Here is a 23,429-nt window from a genome sequence, read left to right on the forward strand (position 1 = left end):
AACTTTATAGCAAAAAATCCTTTTCGGAAAGGCTAAGCATCTCGCAGACTTAATTGCGCCACCAATTATTGCAATAAAAAATGTGATGTAAACTGGAACTCAACAGCGAACCATCAAGTCAATATCCTGATTTATTATTTTTATTTAAAATCATTCTAAATAAATTCTATCTTTGCCAGGGTAGAAAATGGAATCCTCAAACTGGCATAAAATTAAACTTGGTGATAAAGCCGCCTTCATGGAAATGTACGATTCCCATTACCAGGTGCTTTATGCTTTTGGTTTACGTGTTCGGCAGGAACGTGAACTGGTTAAAGATGCCATCCATGAAATGTTTTGCGAGGTATGGGAAAATCGGGAGAAACTTCCTGATGTATTGAATGAAAAAGCCTACCTTTTTACTTATCTCAAAAGAAAAATTTTAAAAAGTCTATCGGCAGAAGAATACCTCGTTAAAGGTGTAGAATTTGGTGAAGGCGAATCCGTACCCTCATTTGAAAGCCTGCTAATTTCCAACCAAACCAAAGAAGAATCACTCAAAATACTTCAAAATCTTTTAGAACGCATAAGCCCAACGCAAAGGGAAATTATTGAATATAAATATTTCCTGGGCATGGATTATGAAAAAATCTCGGCAAAGCTCGGAATAAGCCAGCGTACGGTTTATAATCAGGTGTATGAAGCCCTAAAAACCATGCGGGCAAACCTAAAATTCCTGCGCATAACCTTTATACTTTTTGCACAGTTTTTACTGTTGAAGTAACATTTCGAAAGCGATTTTAAAAAAAATAAAAAAAACCCGGTAAAAAAATATGTTTTCTTGCACAGGTAGGTATATCAAGCTTACCAATGGAAAACAAAATATACAGTCCTGAAGAACTTGCCTCAAATGAATCTTTCATTGCGTACTACCTACGTAATGATAAGGCGGCAATTGCATACTGGGAAAAATGGGTATCATTAAACCCGCATCAGATAGATACTTTAGAAACAGCTAAAAACCTTTTAGATGTTTTATACCAGCGCCTTCCCGAACATGAATTTGAACAGGAACGCCAGAAAATGGAATTTTTTCTTTCTAAAACTGAAAATACAGATTCAGAAAAACTTCCGGTCCAAACAGTGCTTCGTCCAAACAGGTACAAGACCGTATTCGCAATAGCAGCAACTATAGCCATATTGGCAACTGTAACATTCACTGTACTGCGGTATAATCAATATGATGAAGCAAAAAGTGAAGTTGCAGAAGAATGGACAAGTTTTACTTCGCCTATCTCACAAAGAAGTATTATTACTTTAAGTGATAGTTCAAAAGTTGTGCTCAATTCAGGAAGCCGGCTGGATTATCCGAAGGCTTTTAAAGGTAATAATCGGTTTGTAAAACTGGTTGGTCAGGCTTTTTTCGAAGTTGCTCATGATAAAGCACACCCCTTCATTGTAAAAAGTGGAAATACAAGTACAAAGGTTTTAGGCACAAGCTTCAACTTAACCAATGAAAAAAGCACAGGAAACGTTTCTGTTGCATTGCTTACCGGTAAGGTGAAATTTGAAATTGCCGGCAAGCCAGATAAAAACCTGGTACTAGCTCCCGGACAAATGGCTAGTTATACAGCTGGCAACAAATCGGTATCAGTGAAAGATTTTGACCCGCAAACCATAACCGCATGGAAAAATGGGATTACAAGATTTAGCACTGCAGATTTTAAAACCATTGCCGCCACACTCGAACAGAACTATGGATATCATCTTATCGATAAATCGGGTATTAAAGACCTAAAATATACAGGTGAATTTAAGAACCAATCGGCTATGAGTGTGATAGATGCGGTTTGCTATTCCTTAAACCTAAAATATACCCTTGAAAACAAAACAGTTACGGTTTTCAAAAAATAAATATAAATGACTATAAATTTTACCAATTGCTTTAAGTACGCTTTCCTTTTTGCTATCATTTTTACCTTCAACTTTGTTGCAAATGCTCAGAAAAAGCAGGTAGATGTTAATCTTCCGGCTGCAAATATTCAAAGTATTTTTTCCGCTATTGAAAAACAAACCGGCTATACATTTAACTATAATGCAGCAGCCCTAAACCTTAAAACAAAATATCGTTTTGTTTACAAGGGAAATATTGAGGGTGCACTAAACAGCTTGGCTAACCTCGCAATGTTAGAATTGAAACAGAACGGCCAGAACATTCTGGTACGCGTTCTTCCATCCAGAATGGTTAAGGGATTAATTACCGATGACAAGGGCAATCCCGTTCCTGGCGTAATTGTACAACTAAAGAATGGGGCTTATTTAACCACATCCGATGGTAATGGAAACTATTCTACAATGGTTAGTGGAGATGACATCGCAACGGCAAGGCTTTTATTTAAGATGATTGGTATGGTTACGCTGACCAGTGAGCCATTGGGCGATAAGAGAACGGTAAACGTCACCATGTCTGAAGATGTAACCTCAATGCAGGAAGTTGTGATAACAAGTTCTTATACAAAACCTGTTAAGCGTGAAGAAGTGGTTGGCAGTATCACACAAATTAATGCCGCACAGCTCCAAGTAGATAGACCAATAGAAAGTGTTGATAAATTACTTGAAGGATTAGCGGCTGGTGTTTATGTAGAGGGAAGCACCGAACTTGGCACGCCTGTTAAAATCAACATCCGCGGACAAGGTTCTTTAATACCTGTTAGTTCGCTGCAAAGAACAACCAGTTCGCAACCGCTTATTGTAATTGATGGGATTCCGGTGCAGGAACAGTTAAGCCCCGATGCCGTGTCTGCTTTCAATGCTGAAACACTTTTAAATCCGCTTGCGGGTATAAATCCTAATAATATAGAATCTATTTCGGTGCTTAAAGATGCAGCAGCATCAACAATTTATGGTTCCAATGCCGCAAATGGCGTAATTATTATCACCACAAAATCGGGCAGTGCGGGCGCAACAAAGGCTAATATTAAGTATTCGAGGGGCGTTTCGACATTTATTAACGAATTAAAGCTTTTAAGCGGACCAGAATATTACCTGTTGAAGAAAGAACTGTTGATGAATGAAGGGGCAACAGAACTCAGCGCCGCACAACAGGCCGGAAGCAGTACCATCAATACGGATTGGTTAAGCCTGATATCAAGAAATGCGAGCTATAATAACTTAAACCTTGATTTTTCAGGTGGAAAAGGAAGCTCTACCTACTATGTATCTGCAGGTTATCGCGACCAACAGGCAAGTTCGCTCAAAAACGATATTAAAAACTTCTATTTAAGCTTGAAACTGAATAATGAAATCAGTAAAAAACTTAAGTTAAGCATTACGCTTTCACCAACTTATGGAACTAAAAACGGAATTAGCACATTTGGTTCAAATACTTATCTGCCGCCAAATATTGCGCCAACCGACAATGAAACGCTGAATACTTTCGCAGGTATCGACAACCCGGTGAACATTATTGAGCAAAATGAAAATAGCAGCAGATCCTTAACCTTTAACGGTAATGCAAATTTAAGATATACAATTAGTCCTGAGTTTTATGTATCGGGAACAATCGGCGCTAACATGTTCTACAACAAACAGCGCATCTACCAATCGGCCGATAATTACACGGGAAGAACGGTTTCGGGTAGATTAAGAATAATTGACAGAAGCACATATAACTGGTTAGGATTTTTGCAGGCCGGATACGATAAAAAGCTTGGCAAACATTCAATCGGCGCTATTGTGGGTTACGAGGCGAAAGAAGATTTCGAAGATCAGTTAATGGCGATAGGTAATGGTTTTACCTATGATAAAATCCGTGAAGTATCGCAGGCCAGAAACAAGAGCATTTTTTCTTCGAGACAATCGACCGGAACAATTTCTTATTACACGCAGATAGGTTATGATTATGAAAAGAAATATTTTGTTACGGGAAGTGCCAGAATGGATGAATCCTCAATTTTTGGAGGCGACAAACAAAGGGCAATAAATTCTGCGGTTGGTTTGGCATGGATTCTTACCAAAGAGAACTTTCTTCAACCCGGAAAAGTATTGAGCATGCTGAAGTTAAGGGCAAGTTATGGTACAACAGGTAATTCCAGAATTGGAAGCTACGCATCAAGAGGACTTTATGATTTCAGCTCTGAAAATTATACAGGCGATGCCGCTGCAGTTCCACTTTCGAGCGCTGCCCCAAATCCGCAACTTGGATGGGAAAAGAACCGCAAGCTAAACTTCGGATTAGATTTTAGCTTGTTTAACAGAATAAACATAACTGCAGAATACTACAACAACACCATACGCGATTTAATTAGTAATGTTGATGTCCCACTGGAAACAGGTTATTCGAGCATCCCTTTCAATACTGCAACCATGCGAAATCAGGGTTTTGAATTAAACATTGATGCCGCCATTATAAACGGTGAGCATTTCAAATGGAGAACTTCCCTAAATCTTGGTACAAATAAAAATGGTATTGTAAGTCTGAATAATACTTTCACTGAAGTTTATGGCTCGTCTGAAAGGGCAACAGCTTTAAAAGCTGGTTATAGTAGCACCGCCATCTGGGGTGTGAGATGGGCGGGCATTAATCCGCAAACTGGCGCAGAACAATTTTACGACCCTAGCGGGAATATTGTAAACAGAGCAGCAATTGTGGCGCTTGGCAATAAGTCATGGCAGGTTATTGGAGATAGACTTCCGAAGTTTCAGGGAGGCTCGGTTAATACTTTTCAATATAAAGACTTTGCCCTGACCTTAAATTTCCAATATTCTTACGGAGCTGATTACTTATTATCAAACAGATATTATGCGGATGGAAACCGCCTGATTGGTTCAAATATGAGCGTAAACCTGCTTGATAGATGGCAAAAACCGGGCGATGTAACCGAAGTAGCCAAATTATCTAGGTCAGCTATTCAAATACAAAATTCTGACCGGTACATATACGATTTATCCTACATCAAACTATCCAATGCAGCTTTAAGTTACAACTTACCCGAAAAGTTTGCAGGTAAAATTATGATGAGAACCCTATCGCTGTACGTCAACGCAACCAATATTTTCTACTGGTATAAAGACAGTGCTCCGGAAAACAGAAATGGTATCAGAGAATTTAGATACACCTACCCCGAACTAAGAACCATATCCTTCGGTGTAAACTTTGGCTTTTAATATGACACAATGAAAATAAGATATATTTTAATCCTGCTATGCTTTCTTAATTTAAGCTGTCAGAAAATACTGGATAAAGACCCGCAAAATCAGTTATCCCTTGAAGAAACCTTTTCTACTTTCGCGGGAACAAAGTCGGCAATGCTTGGTGCATACAATTCGCTTTTTGAAACCTCCTACTACAATGGTTTGCGCATGGCCTATCCCGAAGTTAAGGGTGGAAATACAAAGTATTCTCAACGGAGTTTAAATCATCTTCTGGCGGAATATGATTTAACGTCTACTGCCGTGGCAAGCGAAATGAATGCAACTTACGCCACGATTTATCAGGTGCTGAACAACTTAAATAATGTGCTGAAATATACGCCTGCTTTACCAGATGCGACAACAGCGCAGAAAAACAGGTTACTGGCGGAGGCTAAAACCATTCGGGCACTTGCACATTTCGATTTGTTACAATTATATGCGCAACCATATACTTTTACTACTGATGCCAGCCATTTAGGTATTGTACTTGCATTAGAGCCAATAGTTGCGAACAAGAGTGAGATTAAAAGATCAACCGTTGCTGTAGGCTACCAGGCTGTATTGGCAGACCTCAAAGAAGCCATTACGCTGTTTGCAAGTAGTGAGCGTGTATTTACTTCAGGAAACAAGGCCAATTATGCCACAAGCGAAATGGCAGAAGCGCTGCTTGCAAGAGCATATCTAAACATGGGAAGCTGGCAAAATGCCTATACTTCGGCGGGTAAATTAATCGATGGAAAATCCTTCACACTTTTCACCAACGGAAATTATGTTAACGCCTGGACGTTAAAAAACACAAGCGAATCGATATTTGAAATTGCACCACCAACCAATTTTTCGGGCAATAGCTATGGCAATTATTTTGATGTTGTAAATGGTGGAAATTACCTTCAGTATGCTGCAACTGATGATTTGTTAAATCTATATTCTTCAACAGACATCAGGAGAAAAGATAACTTCTACAAAACCAAGGTTACGGCAGGTGTAACCTATTATTACACGGCTAAATATCCAACATCTAGTATTTATGCAACTGGCATCAAGGTTCTGCGTATCTCAGAAATGTATTTAATCCGGGCGGAGGCTGCCGCAGAACTAGGGCTATTAGCTCAGGCCAATGCCGACCTTAACATCATCCGCCAGCGTGCAGATTTAATGGCTCCAACACCAGCTTTAGCAAGTAAAGATGCGCTTATTCAGGCCATATTATTAGAAAGACGAAAAGAACTTAACTATGAAGGTTTCCTGCTTTTTGATCTCGCTCGCAGAAAGCAGAACATTGTGCGTAACGATTGCCAGTCGCTAGAATGCGGACTGAATTATCCATCGGCAAGATACATTTTACCTATCCCGGAAGCATCCGTTATTTCTAATCCTTTAATGATACAAAACCCAGAATATTAATATCCACATAAATAAAAATAGCATGAAAATTAAAAACACACTCTTTCTTATTGCAATCACTTCAATTACATTATTTGGCTGTAAAAAAACAGCGACTACGCCGGAAGAGGAAGTTAAAACAGAAGCGAAAGCATCTGCTGGTCCTTTAGCCGTTTTTCAAAAATCAACAGCCAGCTACCAGCTTTATGTTTACAGATACGATGAAACTACTGCAACCTGGACCAGAAGAATAGGTTCTCATTTTTCAACCGTTAGCGATGCAACGCCTACAGCAATGGGCTTTACAAATCCTTATGTTGAAGATAGTGGTGTAAATATGTTTCAGATGGTAACCCTTTACACCGACCAATTGGGTACAAATAATATCAAAGAAGCGAAAATAAATGCCCCGGCTGTTTTAGAATTTTATCCATCAGCAGAAAATGCAACAAAAGGAATTGTAAAAGTAATTAAGCAGGATGTAACCTTAACCGTTAAAGCCGGTGGAAGCTTCAAAATCGGAATCAGTGGCGAGGGAACTTATGACGAAACAACCAAATTGATTGATTTGGTGGTAAAATTTAATGAAACTGCAATTGGAGGCGCTTCGGAAGTTAAGCGTACTTACAAACTTAGTGTAGACGCACTTACGTTATAATGCAAAAAGCTAGAACAAGCATAATTCTTATTGGTATTATCCTTTTCACCTTCATCTGCGCATTTGTAGGTGACGGTGAAGAGGTGTATACATTAGAACAATTGCGGGAAATCTATTCCTCGGGAAAACCCGATACCTGGCCTAAACCTGATTTGGATGAAGAACCTGCAAAATCTTTCAGGGATATTGGCAAGCTCGACACCATGAGGTTTCCCGAATCAAATAAATATTCGAAAGAAAAGGCATTACTGGGCAAAACCCTATTTTATGACCCCCGACTTTCCGTTTCAAAACAAATCGCCTGTGCCTCTTGTCATGATCCTGAACTTGCCTGGGGCGATGGTAAACGGGTAGCTTTTGGCCATAATCGGCAAACCGGAAAACGTAATTCCATGACGATGATTAACGTGGGCTATTACCAAAGTTTGTTTTGGGATGGCCGGGCAAAAACGTTGGAAGAACAGGTGCATTTCCCGGTAGAAGACCCGGCAGAAATGGCCAACGACCTAAAATCAATGGTTAGAAACGTCAAGAAAATTAAGGGTTACCGTGATTTTTTTAAATCTGCTTTTGGTACTTCCGAAGTTTCACTACAAAGAATACAATATGCGATTGCAACTTTTGAGCGCACGATAACCAGCAGAAATACCAGGTTTGACAGATTTGTTTCTGGGAATAGTAAAGCAATGAATGATGAAGAGGTTAGAGGGCTTCATTTGTTCCGCACAAAGGCAAGATGCATAAATTGCCACAACACGCCTTTATTTTCTGACGACAAATTTCATAATGATGGTCAGGCGTTGTTTGGATTAAAAGGGCAAGATTTAGGTAGGTATGCGATAACCGGAGATAAAAAGGATATTGGTGCATTTAAAACACCTTCATTAAGGGAAACCAAGATAACAGGGCCTTGGATGCATCATGGAAATTTTGCTTCCTTACGGGATGTCATCCAGTTTTACAATGGCGGTAATCCATCAAGAATACCAAAAAGTGTTGTGGTAGATGAAGCCATGCGACCTGTAACCTCTCCTATTTTGAGAAAACTGAAACTAACCAAAGAAGAAAATCAGCAGTTGGAGGCATTTTTGGGTGCAATAAGTACAACATCGCAAAAATTATCCCCACCGAAACTTCCTGATTAGATTAGATTTTCATAAAAAAAGCTCAGGCAGAATATTCTGCCTGAGCTTTTTTTATTTAAGATAAGTATTATCTATTTTAATCTGGCAATACCACCAACAAATGTACCCTGAACGGTAGCACCTTTTGTAGCAGTTGCAGTAGCAATATCTGTTTGATAAATGTTAGTAACACCACCAACTGTAAGCGCAGTATATACTTTACCTTCATCAACCAATGCAGCAAAACTTCTTCCACCATTTCCAGCAAAACCGGGAGCATTTGTAACTGGTGTAATCGTTTTAGCAGCAAGATCAACAATCGCTAATCTTAAGTTTGCATCGCTCCATCTATCAGCCAATGTAGGTACTTTGGTTGTAATGGCAACAAATAATTTATTACTACCGATGTAGATTGCATGAGCAATTTTACCACCATTAGTAGCTGCATCTGTATTAAAGAAATAAGTTGCATCAAATTCAGTAGCACCCGAAGCAATTTTTAAGATACCCGCAGGTTTAGTAGACTGGCTATAACCGTTGTTAAAGCTGGTGTTCGAAACCGCATAAAGGTCTCCACCTTCAGTTTTGAATAAACCTGATCTGGTATTGAATGCGCCTGAAGGACCAGTACGTGCGTCTTTAATTACTTTCTGAAGCACAAAACCAGGATAGCTATAAATGGCTACATAGTTATTATCTGTGTTTTTTGTAGCATAAGTTGTTGCATCAACAGGATAGAAAGTCTGGAAAACCTGACTTCCACGAACTTGGATACCAGTATGGAAGAACCAATCGTCAGTGCTTGGATAAACACTCGTCATTGGAACATCAACTTTGTTTCCAACGGTATTGTTCGCAACATCAACTGTATAAAATTTAGCATTTAAACCAACGGCTGGTGCTGTTGGTAAAGATACACCAACTAAAGTTTTACCTGTACCATCGATATCAACAAGGTCGTTATTAGCCAAATCAAATGTTAAGCCTGTTTTAGTTGTTAATTTGCTCGAAGCATCTAATGAAAGTGTGTTCACATCGTTAACTCCTAAACCACCAACACTGAAAAACTTACCACCCGCAGCAGCATAATCGCGGTAACCATCTTGCAAAATACCATTTCCGGTAACCGAAATTGTACCAGTCATTAAATCGCTGCTTTGTAGTACGTAATTTGAATTTCCAGAAGCAGTTGTAACACCAATACCTAAAGCATAAACTTTAGCTCCGGTTGGTTCTGGTTCTGTAGTTGATGATTTTTTGCAGGAAACAGCAGCAATAGCAAGACCTGAAAAAAGCGTTACTTTTAATAAGTGTTTAATATTCATGTGATTTTATTTTTATGGTTATTATTTATTTTGAGATAAAATATCTGAGTTTTACAAAGAAAGAGCGACCAGGCTTCTGCAAAAGGTAATTATCGAAAAGCGCATTATCAGCAAGGTTTCTACATTCCAAGCCAACATTGTATTTGCCGCCTTTTAGAATCAAGTTGGCCATTAAGTTATGTGCAAACTGACGTGGAATAATATCCTGGTTATTTAAACCCAGCTGATTTGGCGTTAGGTAATATTCTTCCACAAAATTCAAGCTGTAAGAGATATCTAAGGTATTTTTTTCAGTGCCCAGGTTATTGAAGCTATAACCTAAATCAGCATTTCCGAACAAGAAAGGCATATTAGGAATTTTATATCCGTAACCTAAATTTGGAGAAGTAATTGTTCCCTGAAAATTTGTGCTCGAAATAAATTCCTGCTTATCAATAATGTTTTGATAAGTCATATTAACACCAGCACGAAATTTATTTTTGAAGTTATATTTGATTTCTCCTTCTACACCATTGGTTTGTACATCGCCAATATTAATGTACTGTCTATCAATTGGCTGACTTTGAGCCTGATCAAGCCTGATAAAATCATGCGCATTTCTGAATATATAATTTGCCTCTACACTGATGTTGTGCTTTTCCTTAAAGCTTGTGGTATAAATAGCGCCTAAGTTAAAATTATCACTCTGTTCTGGTTTCAATGCAGAGTTTCTTCGGGTAAATAGCCCATCGCCCAACAATTCAGTTGCTTCAGGCAGGCGGTAAGTATGCTCGTAAGAGGCTTTTGCTTGTAGCGCCGGCGTGATAAAATAAGCACCCGCAGCACCATAGCCTAGTTTACTGGTATTTTGGGTAGATTCCCGATAAGTAGCAACGCCGGTTCCATTACTTACAGATTCAAAAGACTTTGCATTAAGCAAATATAATTTTGAAAATACGGTCGCCGTAAAGTTGTTGTATTTTTCCTGCCAGGCCAAACCTAAAACTTGTTTATTCAGCTTTTGCGGATAAAGAAAAGTTACATTATTTGGGTCTTCAACATCGCTCGATTGGCGTTTAAAGCCCGTCATAACATAATTAAAGGATACAGAATGGTTATCATTTAAATTATAGGCAAGATTAGCGGTAACCAGGCCTTCATCATCATTGTTTTTTAATTGTGTACGGCGAAATTCGGCTGTAGAAGCTGGCACAGTTTGTTGTAACCAATTATACCTTAACCTTGTGGTATCAATAAAATTATTCCGGGTGATGTTGTAAGCAGCATACACATTAAGGTTCAATCCATCAACCAGAAGGTTACTTTTCTTGTATTTTAAGGTTGGAATAACCGATGATGAGTTTGATGTGCGGGCGCCAAAAACCTGATCCATAATTACACCGGTTTGAATGTCTTTACGGTTTCCCGAAGCAATTAAGCCGATTAATAATTTATCCGCATATTTTTTATTCGTTACACCGGCTTCAATTTGAGCTGTTGCAGATTCATAACCATCGTGGAAACGCTCTACCTCCTGTTTAGCTAATTTCTGGCCAGTGCTAAAATCAATCGGTTGAACGCTTACCTTATAATTATTATCAGAATAATTGAAAAAAGCATTTGTTCGAACGGTAAAACCTGTTTTTGCATTGGTATAGGCATGATTTACAGATGCCTTATGGGTATTGAAAGAACCATATCCATAGGATACATCAAGGTAATTTGGATTGCTACGGGTAACAATATTTACCGCTCCGCCAAGTGCATCGGCACCCAGGCTAATCGGTAAAACGCCCTTATAAATTTCTACCCGCTCTGCCATGTTTACCGGGAAATTGTTTAATGCCAGAGAGGAACCGAAATTATCCATCGGTATTCCATCTAAGAAAAACTTAACCTGTCTGCCCGTAAATCCGTTTAAAGAAAAAGAAAAATTAGAGCCTACACCTCCATCCTCTCTAACCCTGACACCTGAAGTTTTATTGAGTGCCTGATTTAAATCTGCAGAACTATTGTAAAGCTGTTTAGTTTCTAACACATTAACATTGAAAGCTTGTTCCTTTACGGTTTTAGCAACAGTTTTCCCCTGTATACTCACATCCTTCATGTTCCTGCCCGAAGCCGATAACGTTGTTTGTATGCTTAATTCTTTGTCAGCGAAAACTTCAATACGTTTTTCCTGAGCAGAAAATCCAACCCTCGAAATAACTAAAGTATATTTCCCGGCCGGTACTTGAAATGAATAATTTCCATTCTCATCAGATTCTGCCCTGTAAGATGTTCCTTTTAATGTAACCTGAGCGGTTGAAACCGGCTCATTGTTATCGCTGGTAATACGACCCTTAATTATGGTGTATGTTTGTGCATTTGCATCGAAACCCAATATCAAAAAAGAAAGGATTGTCAGACAAGCAAAAAACGATTTAGTACGAAGCATTTGTCAATAATAATATCGACAAAGTTACAATTCAATTTAGACTAATTATAAATAATTAAAACATTTTTTAAAAAACCCTGTTCAAAACCGTAAAAATACTTCAGCTATGCCATCTTACTGGGAGCAGAACTGGTCTTTTTCCCTTTATTTAACCAGATGATAAACCCTGTTATTGGTAAGCTGGCTGAGATAATGCAAATGATAAAAGCGATAATTTTGCCCAGCATGCCACCCGCGGCCCCGGTGTGTAAATCATAATTCATACTCGAAAGTTGATCTGCAAATTTTGCATCTTTATATATACTTCCGGGTTGTGCTAAAGGCTTAAGTGTATAACGATCGTAAAAATACTCGTTGTGGTCGTAATAAGAATCCTGATGGTGATAAACAACTATCTCAATCGGGTCATCCGCATCTTGCAGAATCGGGGTCATGTACATACCCTGAACGGATGAATCCTTTTTTAAGGTTAAATACCAGGCTTTATCCAGTGCGGAAATCTGATTAACTGAAACACTATCAGATTGAATTTTTGAATGAGGATGCTCCTCAACACGCTTACTTTCACCACCTGAAGTCACAAAATATAAAGCATTATCAAACCAACCAAAACTCCATACTAAACCCGTAATGGCAATAATTGCGGCCAGAATAAGACTGTAAAAACCCATAACGTTATGCAAGTCGTAATTTACCCGCTTAAATTTTGCTTTCCACTTAATCTTAAAACTTGCATCTATATTATGTTTGTTCCAACGCTTTGGCCACCACATAATCAATCCGCTAATCAATAAGAACAGAAAGACAAGTGTAGCAATACCAACAATTGGTCGCCCTATCGCATACGGTAACCATATAGCCCGGTGGCCATTAAGTATAAATTGGAAAAAATCAAATTCTTCGCCACCAATTGTGGTTTGCTTTTTTAAGAAACTGCCATCGTATGGATTAAGAAAAACGACACTGAAGCTACGTTTGCCATTTTCGTTGCCTTGATAACCAACCGCTGCAGCACCCTTTCTGTGGCTGTAGGTTAAACCAGTTGGTTTCAAAGCGGGCATATGTTTCGCAGCAGAATCTAAAATGATGCTCGGCGGCACAAAAGATTTATTCTGATTTTCCACAAACCTCCAGGGTTCCATGGCATCCTTTATCTCCTTTTGGAAAGTGTAAATTGCACCGGTTATACTGACCACAAAAACAATAATTCCAGAAATAATTCCCAACCAAAGGTGAAGCCAATCGTTCAACTTTCTTAACTGACTTTTTTGATTTTTCTTTTTCACCCTGTTAAAATTACTGTGCCGGATATAATTTAACCATCATTTTGATGTTTGGCGAAGATAAATATTTTAAATGCTATGTAAGAATCAAGTTTTTTATGATATGAAATGACATCCTCAGCTAAAACAAAAAAGCCTGTCATTTTAGTGACAGGCTTTTATGGTTCTAATGATTTTCTTAATTATAAACGACTTCAAAACTTCCATACATGGCCATTTCTGCGCTATGAGAAACCGCCAATTTTAACTTAAGCCTTTCAATTAACTCGTTAGCATAAGTTATACTTCTGTTTAAGTCTTTAATACCTCTGATTTCTATTCCGCGAGAAAGCATTTTAAATTTAGAGGGCTCGAATTTTTCGATAAATTTATCAAGATCGGCTGTTGGTGTCATTTTATTCATAGAGGTTTTAATTTTCTAAACAAACCGCTCAGACCAACATTTGTTTGCGAGTTAGGTAAAGAAGATATTAACAAATCAACAATACTTAACATCTCCAAATTATGTTTAATTCAATCTGTATTTGCAACAATAATGAAACCAGCGGGATAGCACATATATGCTTCATAGCCCATTGGTAGATCAAGCATATATGAAGGCATGATGATCCATAGTTGATTGCATGTTGGCTTTTGGAACATTCAACACATTAGCCCAAATGTCATTAACTTAAAGAAAAAACATTGTCACCTTGAGCGAAGTCGAAGGGACTAATGTTTTTTCCTTTCCACTAGAAATGGTCTTCGACAAGCTCTGACTGACAACTGATCTAATTTAAGTTAATGACATTGACTTCAGCCCTCAATTATTATCGGTTTAACTTTTTGCCTTCCTCAATAATAATCCGGTTGATTTCACTTACCCGTTTAACATCCATCTTCTCAATTGCCCGGTCGTAAGTGAGTAATCCATTTACTTCATGCTCTACATCAGTGGTTTGCGTGTAAACAGAAACGCTCAATCCTTTATATTTCATCAATTGCTCTATCTGATTCATCATTAATACATATCGCTCGGTCAGCCTTTCGCTACTTGGTTCGTAAGCATAAGCGTTGTTCTCAACCGGCCACATATGCCCTCTTACAAAAAGGCCAACGCCACCATATTCTCCAAGCGATGCTGCCCGATTTTTATCAGGCTTAGAAGCGCCATACGGACCAACATAAATATGGGTATCCACGAAATCACCATTTCCAGGGTCGCCGGCAGCTTTTTGATAACCCGGGTTATTATTAAAGCCTGAATTTCCATTCACTAATCTCGATGGGTCGTATTTCTTAACCCAATCGGTAATCTCTGGAACGTCAAATGCACCCCAGTTTTCATTAAAGGGTACCCAGGCAATAATTGAAGGCGAATTGTAATGCTCATCCATCATTGCTTTCATTTCCTTGCGAAAAGCCGTACGTACAGTTGCGGTATCTTCATGCTGATACCATATGGCGGGCATATCCTGCCAAAGCAGAATACCCATTTTATCCGCCCAATAATAAAAGCGTTTAGGCTCAGTTTTCATATGCTTGCGAATAAGATTAAAGCCTGCCTTCTTCGTAAATTCAACATCAAACTTAAGCGCTTCATCCGTCGGAGCCGTTAAAATACCATCAGGCCAGTAGCCTTGGTCGAGCAAGCCAACCTGCATCACAAACTTTCCATTGAGCAAAGGTCGCACAACATCGGCCACCTTACCGAGTTTAACATCCCGCATTCCAAAATAGCTGACAACCTCATCTGTGGTTTTCCCATTGGCAGCTTTTAATGTGATTTTCAAATCATATAAAAACGGGTCTTCCGGCGACCATAGCCTGGCATTTGCCATTGGCAAATAAAAAGTTTTACCCGCATTGCTTTCTGCTTGAGATACCACCTTTTTCCCATCTAATGCTACAGCCGTTATCACTGCTGCTGGTGCATTAACCGTAATTTGAAGCCTGTTGTTCGCCAGGTCTGGCAACAAACGAATGTTTTTGATGTAGTCTTTACTAACAGGCTCCAGCCACACACTCTGCCAGATACCCGAACTGTAAGTATAATCTCCGCGTGGCCCATTCTTTCCTGAAGGCATACGACCATCATTAGGGTCATACGCCGCAACTATAATTTCATTATCTCCTGTTCTCAGCAGCGTAGTAATATCAAACGAAAAAGCATTATACCCCCCAGAATGTGAACCAGCCTTTTTGCCATTCACGAATACTGTTGCCTGATAATCTACGGCTTCAAAATTTAACAGAATATTTTTGCCATTCCAATCTTTAGGTATATCGAATTTTCTACGGTACCACAAATTAATTTCTTGCTTACGTTCAATACCAGACAACACCGATTCAGGACAATAAGGTACTAGAATTTGTTCTGCATGCCCATTAAAATCGATTGGAATCTTAGGGTTCAATGCACTCAGCTTTTCCTTTCCACCAATATAATCCCATTTACCATTCAACGATTTCCATGCATCACGAACCAGTTGAGGACGCGGGTATTCAGGAAAAGGTGCTGCACTTCGCATGGCCTCTGCGGTCCATTTTGTTGGCAGCTTTGGTATTTGTGCAAATAGATTTCCACTGTTATTGAACTGTATAAGCACAGTCAAAAATGAAAAGATTAGTAGTCTGGTTTTTCTCATTAGGTTTATATGATTTGGTATGAAAAGCAAGATACTAATTTAAAGTCTTTACTAAATCGATTTATTATTTGTTTCATAAAAATTACCTGCCAATGTATAGTCATATTTGAAGCAAAACAAACGGGCATGTATTATGAAGATTTGTTAACCCTTTGGTGCGGATGTGTTATTACTAAGATGCAGATTTGTTAACCCATTGTTAACCCTTTCTCTACCCTTTGTTAACCCATTCATTACCCATTGTTAATCCTCTGCTTACCCTATTGGTTAATAAAGGGTTAACAAACACTCATAAATCACCGAAGAATGGTATAACCCTAACACTATCAATTTTATCCAAACCCTTATCGATATATTATTCGGTATGGGTAGATGCTAAATTTTAATGAGCTAAATAATTAGATTGATGTAATATACCTGCTACAAAAACTTAACATTACGGAATTGATAATAATTATAGTTTTGTGAAATTGAAAATCTCTTATAAACATAATGCAGTTGACGATGTAAGGCGGCCAAGCGATGGTAGCGCAATGGAATCTAGTCGCTCCAATTGTGTCCCAAAGCATATCCAACACCAACATAAGGCCGAACAATGTAAAATGATAAAGCTTTTGAGTTCTAAACGATGTAAAGAAAAGAGTTTTTATAAATTTGTTCGGTTACACCTATTGGAAATTGCATCGCTAACCATACTGTTGATGATTTCGATTGCCTGCAATATTATTTTGTTAAATCCCGATAGCGACCTTTTATAATCCTTAACAGATTAAAAGCAATCTGCATTCATCTTTATTTTCCTTTGGTGCCCGATGCACGCAAGGCATCACCTCCTGGTCAGGATGATCTACAGCTAATTTCCAAAGATGGCCAACACCTAAATTTGTGTGCTTGGCTTCAGGTTTAGCCTGATAATGTAAATCGAAGAAATATTCCTCTAAAAAAGCCTCAAATTCGGCTTCTGGCCCGTCATGTAAGTCTTTAAGCTTTTGCCTGATTTCAGGAATTAAAATCTTCTGTTCAACCTGGTTGTTGGGCAAAATATCACTCGAAGCCCCACGATAGGTACATAAAAAAGTATCTGTTCCAATAGATGAACGGTCTACATGATATGAATATACATCTGTTGAGATGAAGTCAAATTCTTCATCACGCTCGTAATTTTTTAATAAATTGAGGCTGGGTAAGGCACCTAAATCTGTAAGCGATTTCAAGTCGTTCATGATAATATCCCTTGCTAAATTTCCTGCTGCCGATAATTGTAAGCTCAACAGCTCATCAATAGAAATATCGGTCACATTTTCTTTTAACTGAAGCTTGGAAAGCACTTCTTCAAAATCACCAATCAAATTTCTGTGCCAGCAAATTGCATTTACATCGCCCTCGAATTTTGTATTGATAAGTGCTTCAAATGTTGAAACTACCTTGACTTGCTTATTACCAGAAAATGTATCATGCATAAAATTACTGCTTCTTTAAAAGTGCAGGCTTAATTTGAATACTGATTGGTTCAACCTCCACAAGCTCAAGTGCCTTTACCATTTTCAATGTTCCGTTTTTATACTTTAAAAAATGTGGGGTTTTTAAATGAGTTTGATATGCTGATTCACTTGCATAAACCTCGAAAACGGTTACATTCGTTGGAACTTTCTTATCAAATACGGCTTGCAAACTCAGCACGCCCGGCTCAACCTTTACGGCCACTTCTGCATGTTCTTTAAGTGCCTGTTTATATTGCTCCAGATATTCTGGATGGATTTCCAGTTTGGCAATCCGGTATTTCGTTGTTTCCTGCGCCATAACATCTTTTGTATTCAACAAAGATATAAGGATGGTAACCAATAATATTGAAGCCGTTTGAAAAAATCTCATGACTGCAAGTTACAAATTTGCTGCGTTTTTTAGGTACTTGCGAAACTCAGTAATTAACCTAAAAAAGACGCAATTCTTCCGGAGCTTCTAATAGTTGCGAAGAAGGTAATTTTTTGAAAAAGAATACTAATGTAATTTACGACAAGGGTTTAGCAAAAATTTCGAACAAATTAAAATGCCTTTTAGGTTTTACTAAAAGGCATTTCAATGATTACACGATGTTAGACAAAAAGCTCATTTATAATTTCTTTCTAAAAAATCTTCATCAGCGAAAACATGATGTTTCTAGGCTCTCCAGGAAAGATACGGGTGTAATTATAACCTGCTATCCAATATTTCTGATTGAACACATTATTAAAATTCATAGATAACCTAATGCGCTGAAAAGTATAGTATGCGGCAACATCAACTGTTGAATAAGCAGGGAGTTGAAGACTCAAAATCTCTGTATTACGTTTAGAACTATAATTTAATCCACCTCCAAAGCCTAAACCAGCAAGGTCTCCATTATAAATATCATATTTTAACCAAAGATTAGAAAGGTGTTTTGGCGCATTTGCCTTTTGCATACCTTCTTCAGCTGGCAAACCCTGCACAATAGTTGCTTCATTGTAGGCATAATTTGCATTTACAGAGAGATTTGGTAAAATATTGCCTATAAGTTCTACTTCAAAACCGCTCGATTGCTCTTCACCGCGTTGTCTTAATAAATCGGTATTAATCGGGTCATTTGCACTAACCAACACATTTTTCTGCTTGATTTTATAAACGGATATGTTAGCAGCCAAGCGCTCTTCAAACAAACTTGCTTTGGCTCCAAATTCGATCATGTTACTGGTAGATGGCGAAAATGGTCCGCCGTTATTAGGATTGCTAAATGTTGAGGCACTTTGAGGCTGATAGCCTTCCGTATAAGTTCCATAAACATTAATTTGTGGATGCAAAGTATAAGTTAAGCCTAACCTCGGAATAAAGGCCCGTTGAATAACCTTAGTCTCATTGCTTTCATTATGGTTGGTGTAATCTGCATAAAACTCCTGTCTTAAGCCCAATAGCACTTGTAATTTTCCAATGCTCATCTGGTCTTGAGCGTACACGGCATTAATAGCATATTTACTTGCTGCATAATTGGTTGCTGTAAAGAAATAACCATTTGTATTCCTTATCGGATATTGCACATTAACCAAATCAAAGTGAGCCACATTCGGCACCGGATTCCCATTAGCGTCTAATAAGTAATCACTTTTTTTCGCAGGGTTATAACTGGTTATGATGCCTGTATTCGCTGCATTTCTGTAGCCTCTTGCAACATTTTGGGTACTACCAACTGGCCTAATCTGTTGAATATAATCATACCCCAACAGTATTGAATGCTTAAATTGGCCGTGCTTTACCTTGTACCTGAAAAATGCATTTAAATTATCAGATGATAAGCGCTGTAACCGGTCGAAAACCTGCATGGCAACCTTTGAAGGTATTTCTTTTCCATTACCATCAACGGCGAATGTGTTGCTAGTGCGATGTTCGAGTAACTTTTCATCCCATCCAAATTTCATGTAAGAGGCATTGAAAGACAGATTTTCATTAAAATCATGTGTTAATCCCAGGTTTAGTTGCAGGTTTTTCACCTTATAAAAATCATTCGGTGCACCAATGGCCAGGGCAATTGGTGTTGCATAAATATCACTTGCCGAACTCGCACCAAATACGGGCTGCCCTCTATCTATTTTACTATTACTCTGGTTGTAAACCAAATCGACATTAATTCTTGTTTTTTCTGATGGTAAGAAACTAAAAGACGGTGCAATTACATAATTTTCTCCACCCTGCAAATTCCTGAAACTTTGTGCATTGCTGTAAGCAGCATTAAAGCGGTAAAGTATGGTGCTATCTTTATTTATCGGCCCCGTAAAGTCTGCTGCACCACGAAAGGTGTTAAAACTGCCACCCGTAAAATTCAGTCCATATCGGTTTTCGGCGAGTGGCTTTTTGGTTACAAAGTTAATGGTACCGCCTGGAACTGCGTTTCCAAAAAGCGCAGAAGCAGGTCCTTTTACTACTTCAATTCTTTCGAGGTTTGCGGTTACAGGCTGGTCAAAGTATCCAAATGCAGCCCGCAATCCATTAATTAATCTGGGTTGATTTTCGCCACTTCTAAAACCCCTTATCACAATATCATTATAGTTTGAATAACGATTTACGCCACTCATCATCTTCGTTGCGTCCCATGCCCGTTCAATTTGCCTGTCGGTGATGAGTTCTTTGGTGATTATACTAACCGACTGCGGAATATCCTTTAAATAAGTTGCTGTTTTGGTTGCTCCAAAGCTGTAATCCGTTTTATACGATGTTGATTTTCGACCCAATATTTCAACCTGTTGAAGTGCTTGAGATGAAGATTTTAAAGTAAAAGAAAAACGATTTTCAGAACCCTCCCGGATTTCTAAGTTTTGCTTTAATTGTTCGTATCCAACAGAAGAAATTTGAATGTTAAATTTACCTGAACGTTTAAGTACAATTTTGAAAGCACCCGCATCATCCGTTTTCACATTCTGAGATTCGACCCTAACTGTTGCGCCTTGTATGGCCGACCCCATTGAATTGGATACTATTCCAGCCAGAACGGTCTCGGCAGATTGTGCCGAAACCTCTGAAGGTATAGCATAAATAAAAAATATAAGCAACGCCAAAAGCGGCTGAAGCTTTGATATTAAAGTGTTCATTTGTTTGGTTAAAAAATTGAAATTTGTTAGAAAAATTGCCCTCTAAAAAACCTTTTATTTGACTGATTTAAAGATGACGAACCCTAACCCTGTTACAATGAAGGTACTTAGCAGAATGGCAATTGCGCTATGATTAACCTGCTTCCAATCTGTTTTTGCTAAATATTCAAACTGCGGCTCTTTGCTAAAATCATCGTGTAAAAAGGCTTCATCCTTAAATAAAAAAGGGTAATAAAATGCTTTCAAGCGCTCGTGATATTTTTTGGTTTCGAGCATAAAATCAAGCTGCGCTGTATAGTTTGTTGCAGATATACTGTTCATTGCCTGTTGCAACTTTGCCGCCGGAGATAAAACATTTAAACTACTTGCGAGCGCTGCCCTTTTATTAAGCTTCTGAATATAGGTTTGAAATATAGGCTCGACCGCAGCATCTCCAAGTTCCTGAAAGGCAAAGTACCATTTCCACTTGAATGCACCCTCTACCGAAGCGGTATCCTTTAATTCCGGATGGCGGGCAAAAAAGCGTTGCATGGTTCTACCACGTGGTTTGTCCCAGCCACCATGTACTTCCTGGCGTTGTATTAAACTTAACTTTAATCCATCATCAACCGGTATTTTGATTTCACTAACCGTATTAACCAAAACCGGAATTATAATCACAATCAGCAGCCAAATCCCTAATAAACTTACCGCATTAAATGCTGAATTTCTTTTTAAAGCGATGATGCAAAAACTGATCGCAAACCAAAAAAGCACATATAAAATGGTTAGGGAAAGCCAAGCTATTGCCCTGCCATCTATTTCTGCCCTGATCCAAAGCCAGCCAATAACAGAAAGTGTAAACACCAGCATCAAGACCAACAAAAAACGAAAAATAAATTTCGCTAACAGAAAGGTTTGCAGTTTTAAAGGAAAGGAAAGTAATAAGGCTAATGTACCCTGCTCTTTTTCTTGCGAAAGCACGTTAAAACTTATCGCCACAATAAATAGAGGAAACAGAAAAACAAAAACGAATGATAAATCGAAACTGCCAACTGATAATTTATACGGATTAGTATTCTCTGCCGCATAAAGCTGATTCTGAACAGCAAGTAACCTAATCTTTAAATAAGACGGACTAATATCTCTCTGGCCAATTGACAACATCGCCCAATTGTCAGGCTTATTTTTGGCATACACAGAATGATAATATCCAATATCGCCTGCATCTGCGGAGTCGGGATATTTCGATTTCATCTCCTTAATGTTGTCTTGATATAAGCCATCAAGCGCTGCTATTCTTTTACGTTCGGCAGTAATTTGCGAATGCCCAGAAAATATCCCGTATAATCCAGCCGAAAAAATAACAAGCATAAAAAGCATCAGGCCTTTTTCGGCTTTGAAATTAAGCCACTCGAAATAAATTAATGTACGAAGTTGCTTTATCATATCGTCGAAATGTTTTTTAGAATGAAAAGGGTTATGAAATAGATAGAAGCAGCCCAAAAGAATATGGCTATCAGCGGAACGATTACAGTTCCTAAAGCCTCTAGAAAGCCTGGAACCTGGTAAATAAATTCAGGATAAGCGCTATATTCTGATTTATCTAATCGGGTATCTTTTGGTTTATTACCCAACTTATAAGCTTGCAGGTGATTTAAATGTTGTGCTAGTTTAAAACGATAATTTTCCGCTGCGCTGATGAAAGTAACGTAGTGATGAAAATCAGAACCAGACATCGCCATCGAAATGTTTCGAATAGATTGATAAGGGTCGACAAAGCCAGACCAGATAGAAATATTGTTTTGCTTCTGGTAAACATCAATTAAATTATCAAAATGCGTTTGATAAAGTTTACTACTAAAAGCCTCTCCTTCTGCCATAACCAATCCACCCAGGTTTACCGGCAACTGACTTACAGAATCAACCTTATATTTTTTAAGCAGCTTTTTGGTAAATTCCTTCGTTCTTTTATCCTCAGGATTGTGTCCATTGATTCCATTTTTTGCTTCATGATGAACAGTTGCATCCATAACAGCTTTAGATGGCGCATCATAAACAGCATCTGCAAAGCTTACCGTAACCTTTGGCAATACAACGCAACTAAAAATCCAACAGGCTAATAAAATAATGAGCGCCGTTTTAGATTGTTTACACAATGCAGAAACCAATACGGCGATTACGATGAAAATAAAAAAGTAAAGGGTATAGCTTAACAGCAGAATTATCAGCCGGAGAAAAATATCGATGCTAAAAGCCTCTCCACTTGTAAATATTGCAAAAACAGCGGCAAGCAAAAATACAGGCAGCACAATACAGGCAATTAAAATACTGAAACCTAAAATTTTACCCTTGGCAATTTTTGTAAGTGATATTCCCTGGCTTAATAAAAGTTTAAGTGTGTTATCTTCTCGCTCCTGCGTGAATGCATTAAAACATAAAAAGATTATTAGCAGCGGTAAAAGCCACTGCATTACAAAGGCCATGCTCATTTCTCCAAGCCTGATGGTAGAACCCGATTGTTGTGCCTGACTAAAATTAGCACTATTTTGCTGGTGAGCTTCCAGATACACCATCGTTCCGGTAAATGGGTCTAAGCCTGCATCCAAAAAACTTAGGGCTGATTTAGGTCGGAAAGCATAAGAACCATAATGTGCCACCCGGTGTGGATGTCTGTCTGGCTGGTTATGAAAATCTTCTTCGGCGTGATGTTGGGCAACGCTACGTTCATTTTGCAGTAAACTGTAACTCTTATAACCTGTAAAAACTGAGGTTAGTAAAAGTATGCCGATAACAGCGCTAATAACCAGGAAACGTTTATCTCTAAGTGCAGAATAAAACTCCTTTTGTGCAATTGTTCTGATCAT

At 38.4% G+C, this 23,429-nt stretch carries 16 protein-coding genes; 6 read left to right on the plus strand and 10 right to left on the minus strand.

All coding sequences use genetic code 11. The features are described from left to right. Positions 1-187 precede the first annotated feature (187 nt). The 6 genes from R2Q16_RS01135 (at position 188) to R2Q16_RS01160 (ending at position 8,358) form a co-directional block, all read left to right on the plus strand. Positions 188-763, plus strand: coding sequence for a sigma-70 family RNA polymerase sigma factor (locus R2Q16_RS01135; RefSeq protein ID WP_316734654.1), 576 nt, complete (start codon positions 188-190; stop codon positions 761-763). A gap of 86 nt (positions 764-849) precedes the next feature. Continuing rightward, positions 850-1,893, plus strand: a complete 1,044-nt coding sequence (locus tag R2Q16_RS01140; protein WP_316734655.1) for a FecR family protein — start codon at positions 850-852, stop codon at positions 1,891-1,893. A gap of 6 nt (positions 1,894-1,899) precedes the next feature. After that, entirely contained in the window at positions 1,900-5,145 is a 3,246-nt protein-coding gene (locus R2Q16_RS01145; RefSeq protein ID WP_316734656.1) for a SusC/RagA family TonB-linked outer membrane protein, read from the plus strand. Positions 5,146-5,154: 9 nt separating this feature from the next. Further along, complete coding sequence (locus R2Q16_RS01150) at positions 5,155-6,576, plus strand: RagB/SusD family nutrient uptake outer membrane protein (protein ID WP_316734658.1); 1,422 nt, start codon at positions 5,155-5,157, stop codon at positions 6,574-6,576. 22 nt (positions 6,577-6,598) lie between these two features. Then, positions 6,599-7,213, plus strand: a complete 615-nt coding sequence (locus R2Q16_RS01155; protein WP_316734659.1) for a hypothetical protein — start codon at positions 6,599-6,601, stop codon at positions 7,211-7,213. Continuing rightward, entirely contained in the window at positions 7,213-8,358 is a 1,146-nt protein-coding gene (locus R2Q16_RS01160) for a cytochrome-c peroxidase (RefSeq protein ID WP_316734661.1), read from the plus strand. Before R2Q16_RS01155 ends, R2Q16_RS01160 begins: the two co-directional genes overlap by 1 nt. A 71-nt stretch (positions 8,359-8,429) precedes the next feature. Here the strand turns inward: R2Q16_RS01160 and R2Q16_RS01165 are convergent, their stop codons facing one another. The 10 genes from R2Q16_RS01165 to R2Q16_RS01210 form a co-directional block, all read right to left on the minus strand. Beyond that, positions 8,430-9,662 (minus strand): DUF4374 domain-containing protein, encoded by a 1,233-nt coding sequence (locus R2Q16_RS01165; protein WP_316734662.1) that lies wholly within the window; start codon positions 9,660-9,662, stop codon positions 8,430-8,432. Between the two features lie 25 nt (positions 9,663-9,687). Further along, positions 9,688-12,030, minus strand: a complete 2,343-nt coding sequence (locus R2Q16_RS01170) for a TonB-dependent receptor (protein ID WP_316734664.1) — start codon at positions 12,028-12,030, stop codon at positions 9,688-9,690. A 152-nt stretch (positions 12,031-12,182) separates the two neighbouring features. Beyond that, the gene (locus R2Q16_RS01175) at positions 12,183-13,364 is read right to left on the minus strand and encodes a PepSY-associated TM helix domain-containing protein (protein ID WP_316734666.1); all 1,182 of its coding nucleotides are present in this window, start codon (positions 13,362-13,364) and stop codon (positions 12,183-12,185) included. A gap of 175 nt (positions 13,365-13,539) precedes the next feature. Beyond that, positions 13,540-13,764, minus strand: a complete 225-nt coding sequence (locus tag R2Q16_RS01180; protein ID WP_316734667.1) for a hypothetical protein — start codon at positions 13,762-13,764, stop codon at positions 13,540-13,542. Between the two features lie 406 nt (positions 13,765-14,170). Next, entirely contained in the window at positions 14,171-15,988 is a 1,818-nt protein-coding gene (locus R2Q16_RS01185; protein WP_316734668.1) for a glycoside hydrolase family 2 protein, read from the minus strand. A gap of 761 nt (positions 15,989-16,749) precedes the next feature. Further along, positions 16,750-17,448: a DUF1826 domain-containing protein gene (locus R2Q16_RS01190; protein WP_316734669.1), complete on the minus strand. Its 699-nt coding sequence runs from the start codon at positions 17,446-17,448 to the stop codon at positions 16,750-16,752. A 4-nt stretch (positions 17,449-17,452) separates the two neighbouring features. Beyond that, complete coding sequence (locus tag R2Q16_RS01195) at positions 17,453-17,860, minus strand: antibiotic biosynthesis monooxygenase family protein (protein WP_316734671.1); 408 nt, start codon at positions 17,858-17,860, stop codon at positions 17,453-17,455. Between the two features lie 251 nt (positions 17,861-18,111). Then, the gene (locus R2Q16_RS01200; protein ID WP_316734673.1) at positions 18,112-20,583 is read right to left on the minus strand and encodes a TonB-dependent siderophore receptor; all 2,472 of its coding nucleotides are present in this window, start codon (positions 20,581-20,583) and stop codon (positions 18,112-18,114) included. Positions 20,584-20,637: 54 nt separating this feature from the next. Continuing rightward, on the minus strand, positions 20,638-22,011 hold the full coding sequence (locus R2Q16_RS01205) for an ABC transporter permease (protein ID WP_316734674.1): 1,374 nt from the start codon (positions 22,009-22,011) through the stop codon (positions 20,638-20,640). After that, a complete protein-coding gene (locus tag R2Q16_RS01210; RefSeq protein ID WP_316734675.1) occupies positions 22,008-23,429 on the minus strand; it encodes a DUF3526 domain-containing protein in 1,422 nt (473 codons plus the stop codon). The genes R2Q16_RS01205 and R2Q16_RS01210 overlap by 4 nt, the downstream gene beginning before the upstream one ends.

Origin of the sequence: Pedobacter aquatilis (assembly GCF_032678425.1) — a bacterium.
Lineage (GTDB): Bacteria > Bacteroidota > Bacteroidia > Sphingobacteriales > Sphingobacteriaceae > Pedobacter > Pedobacter aquatilis_B.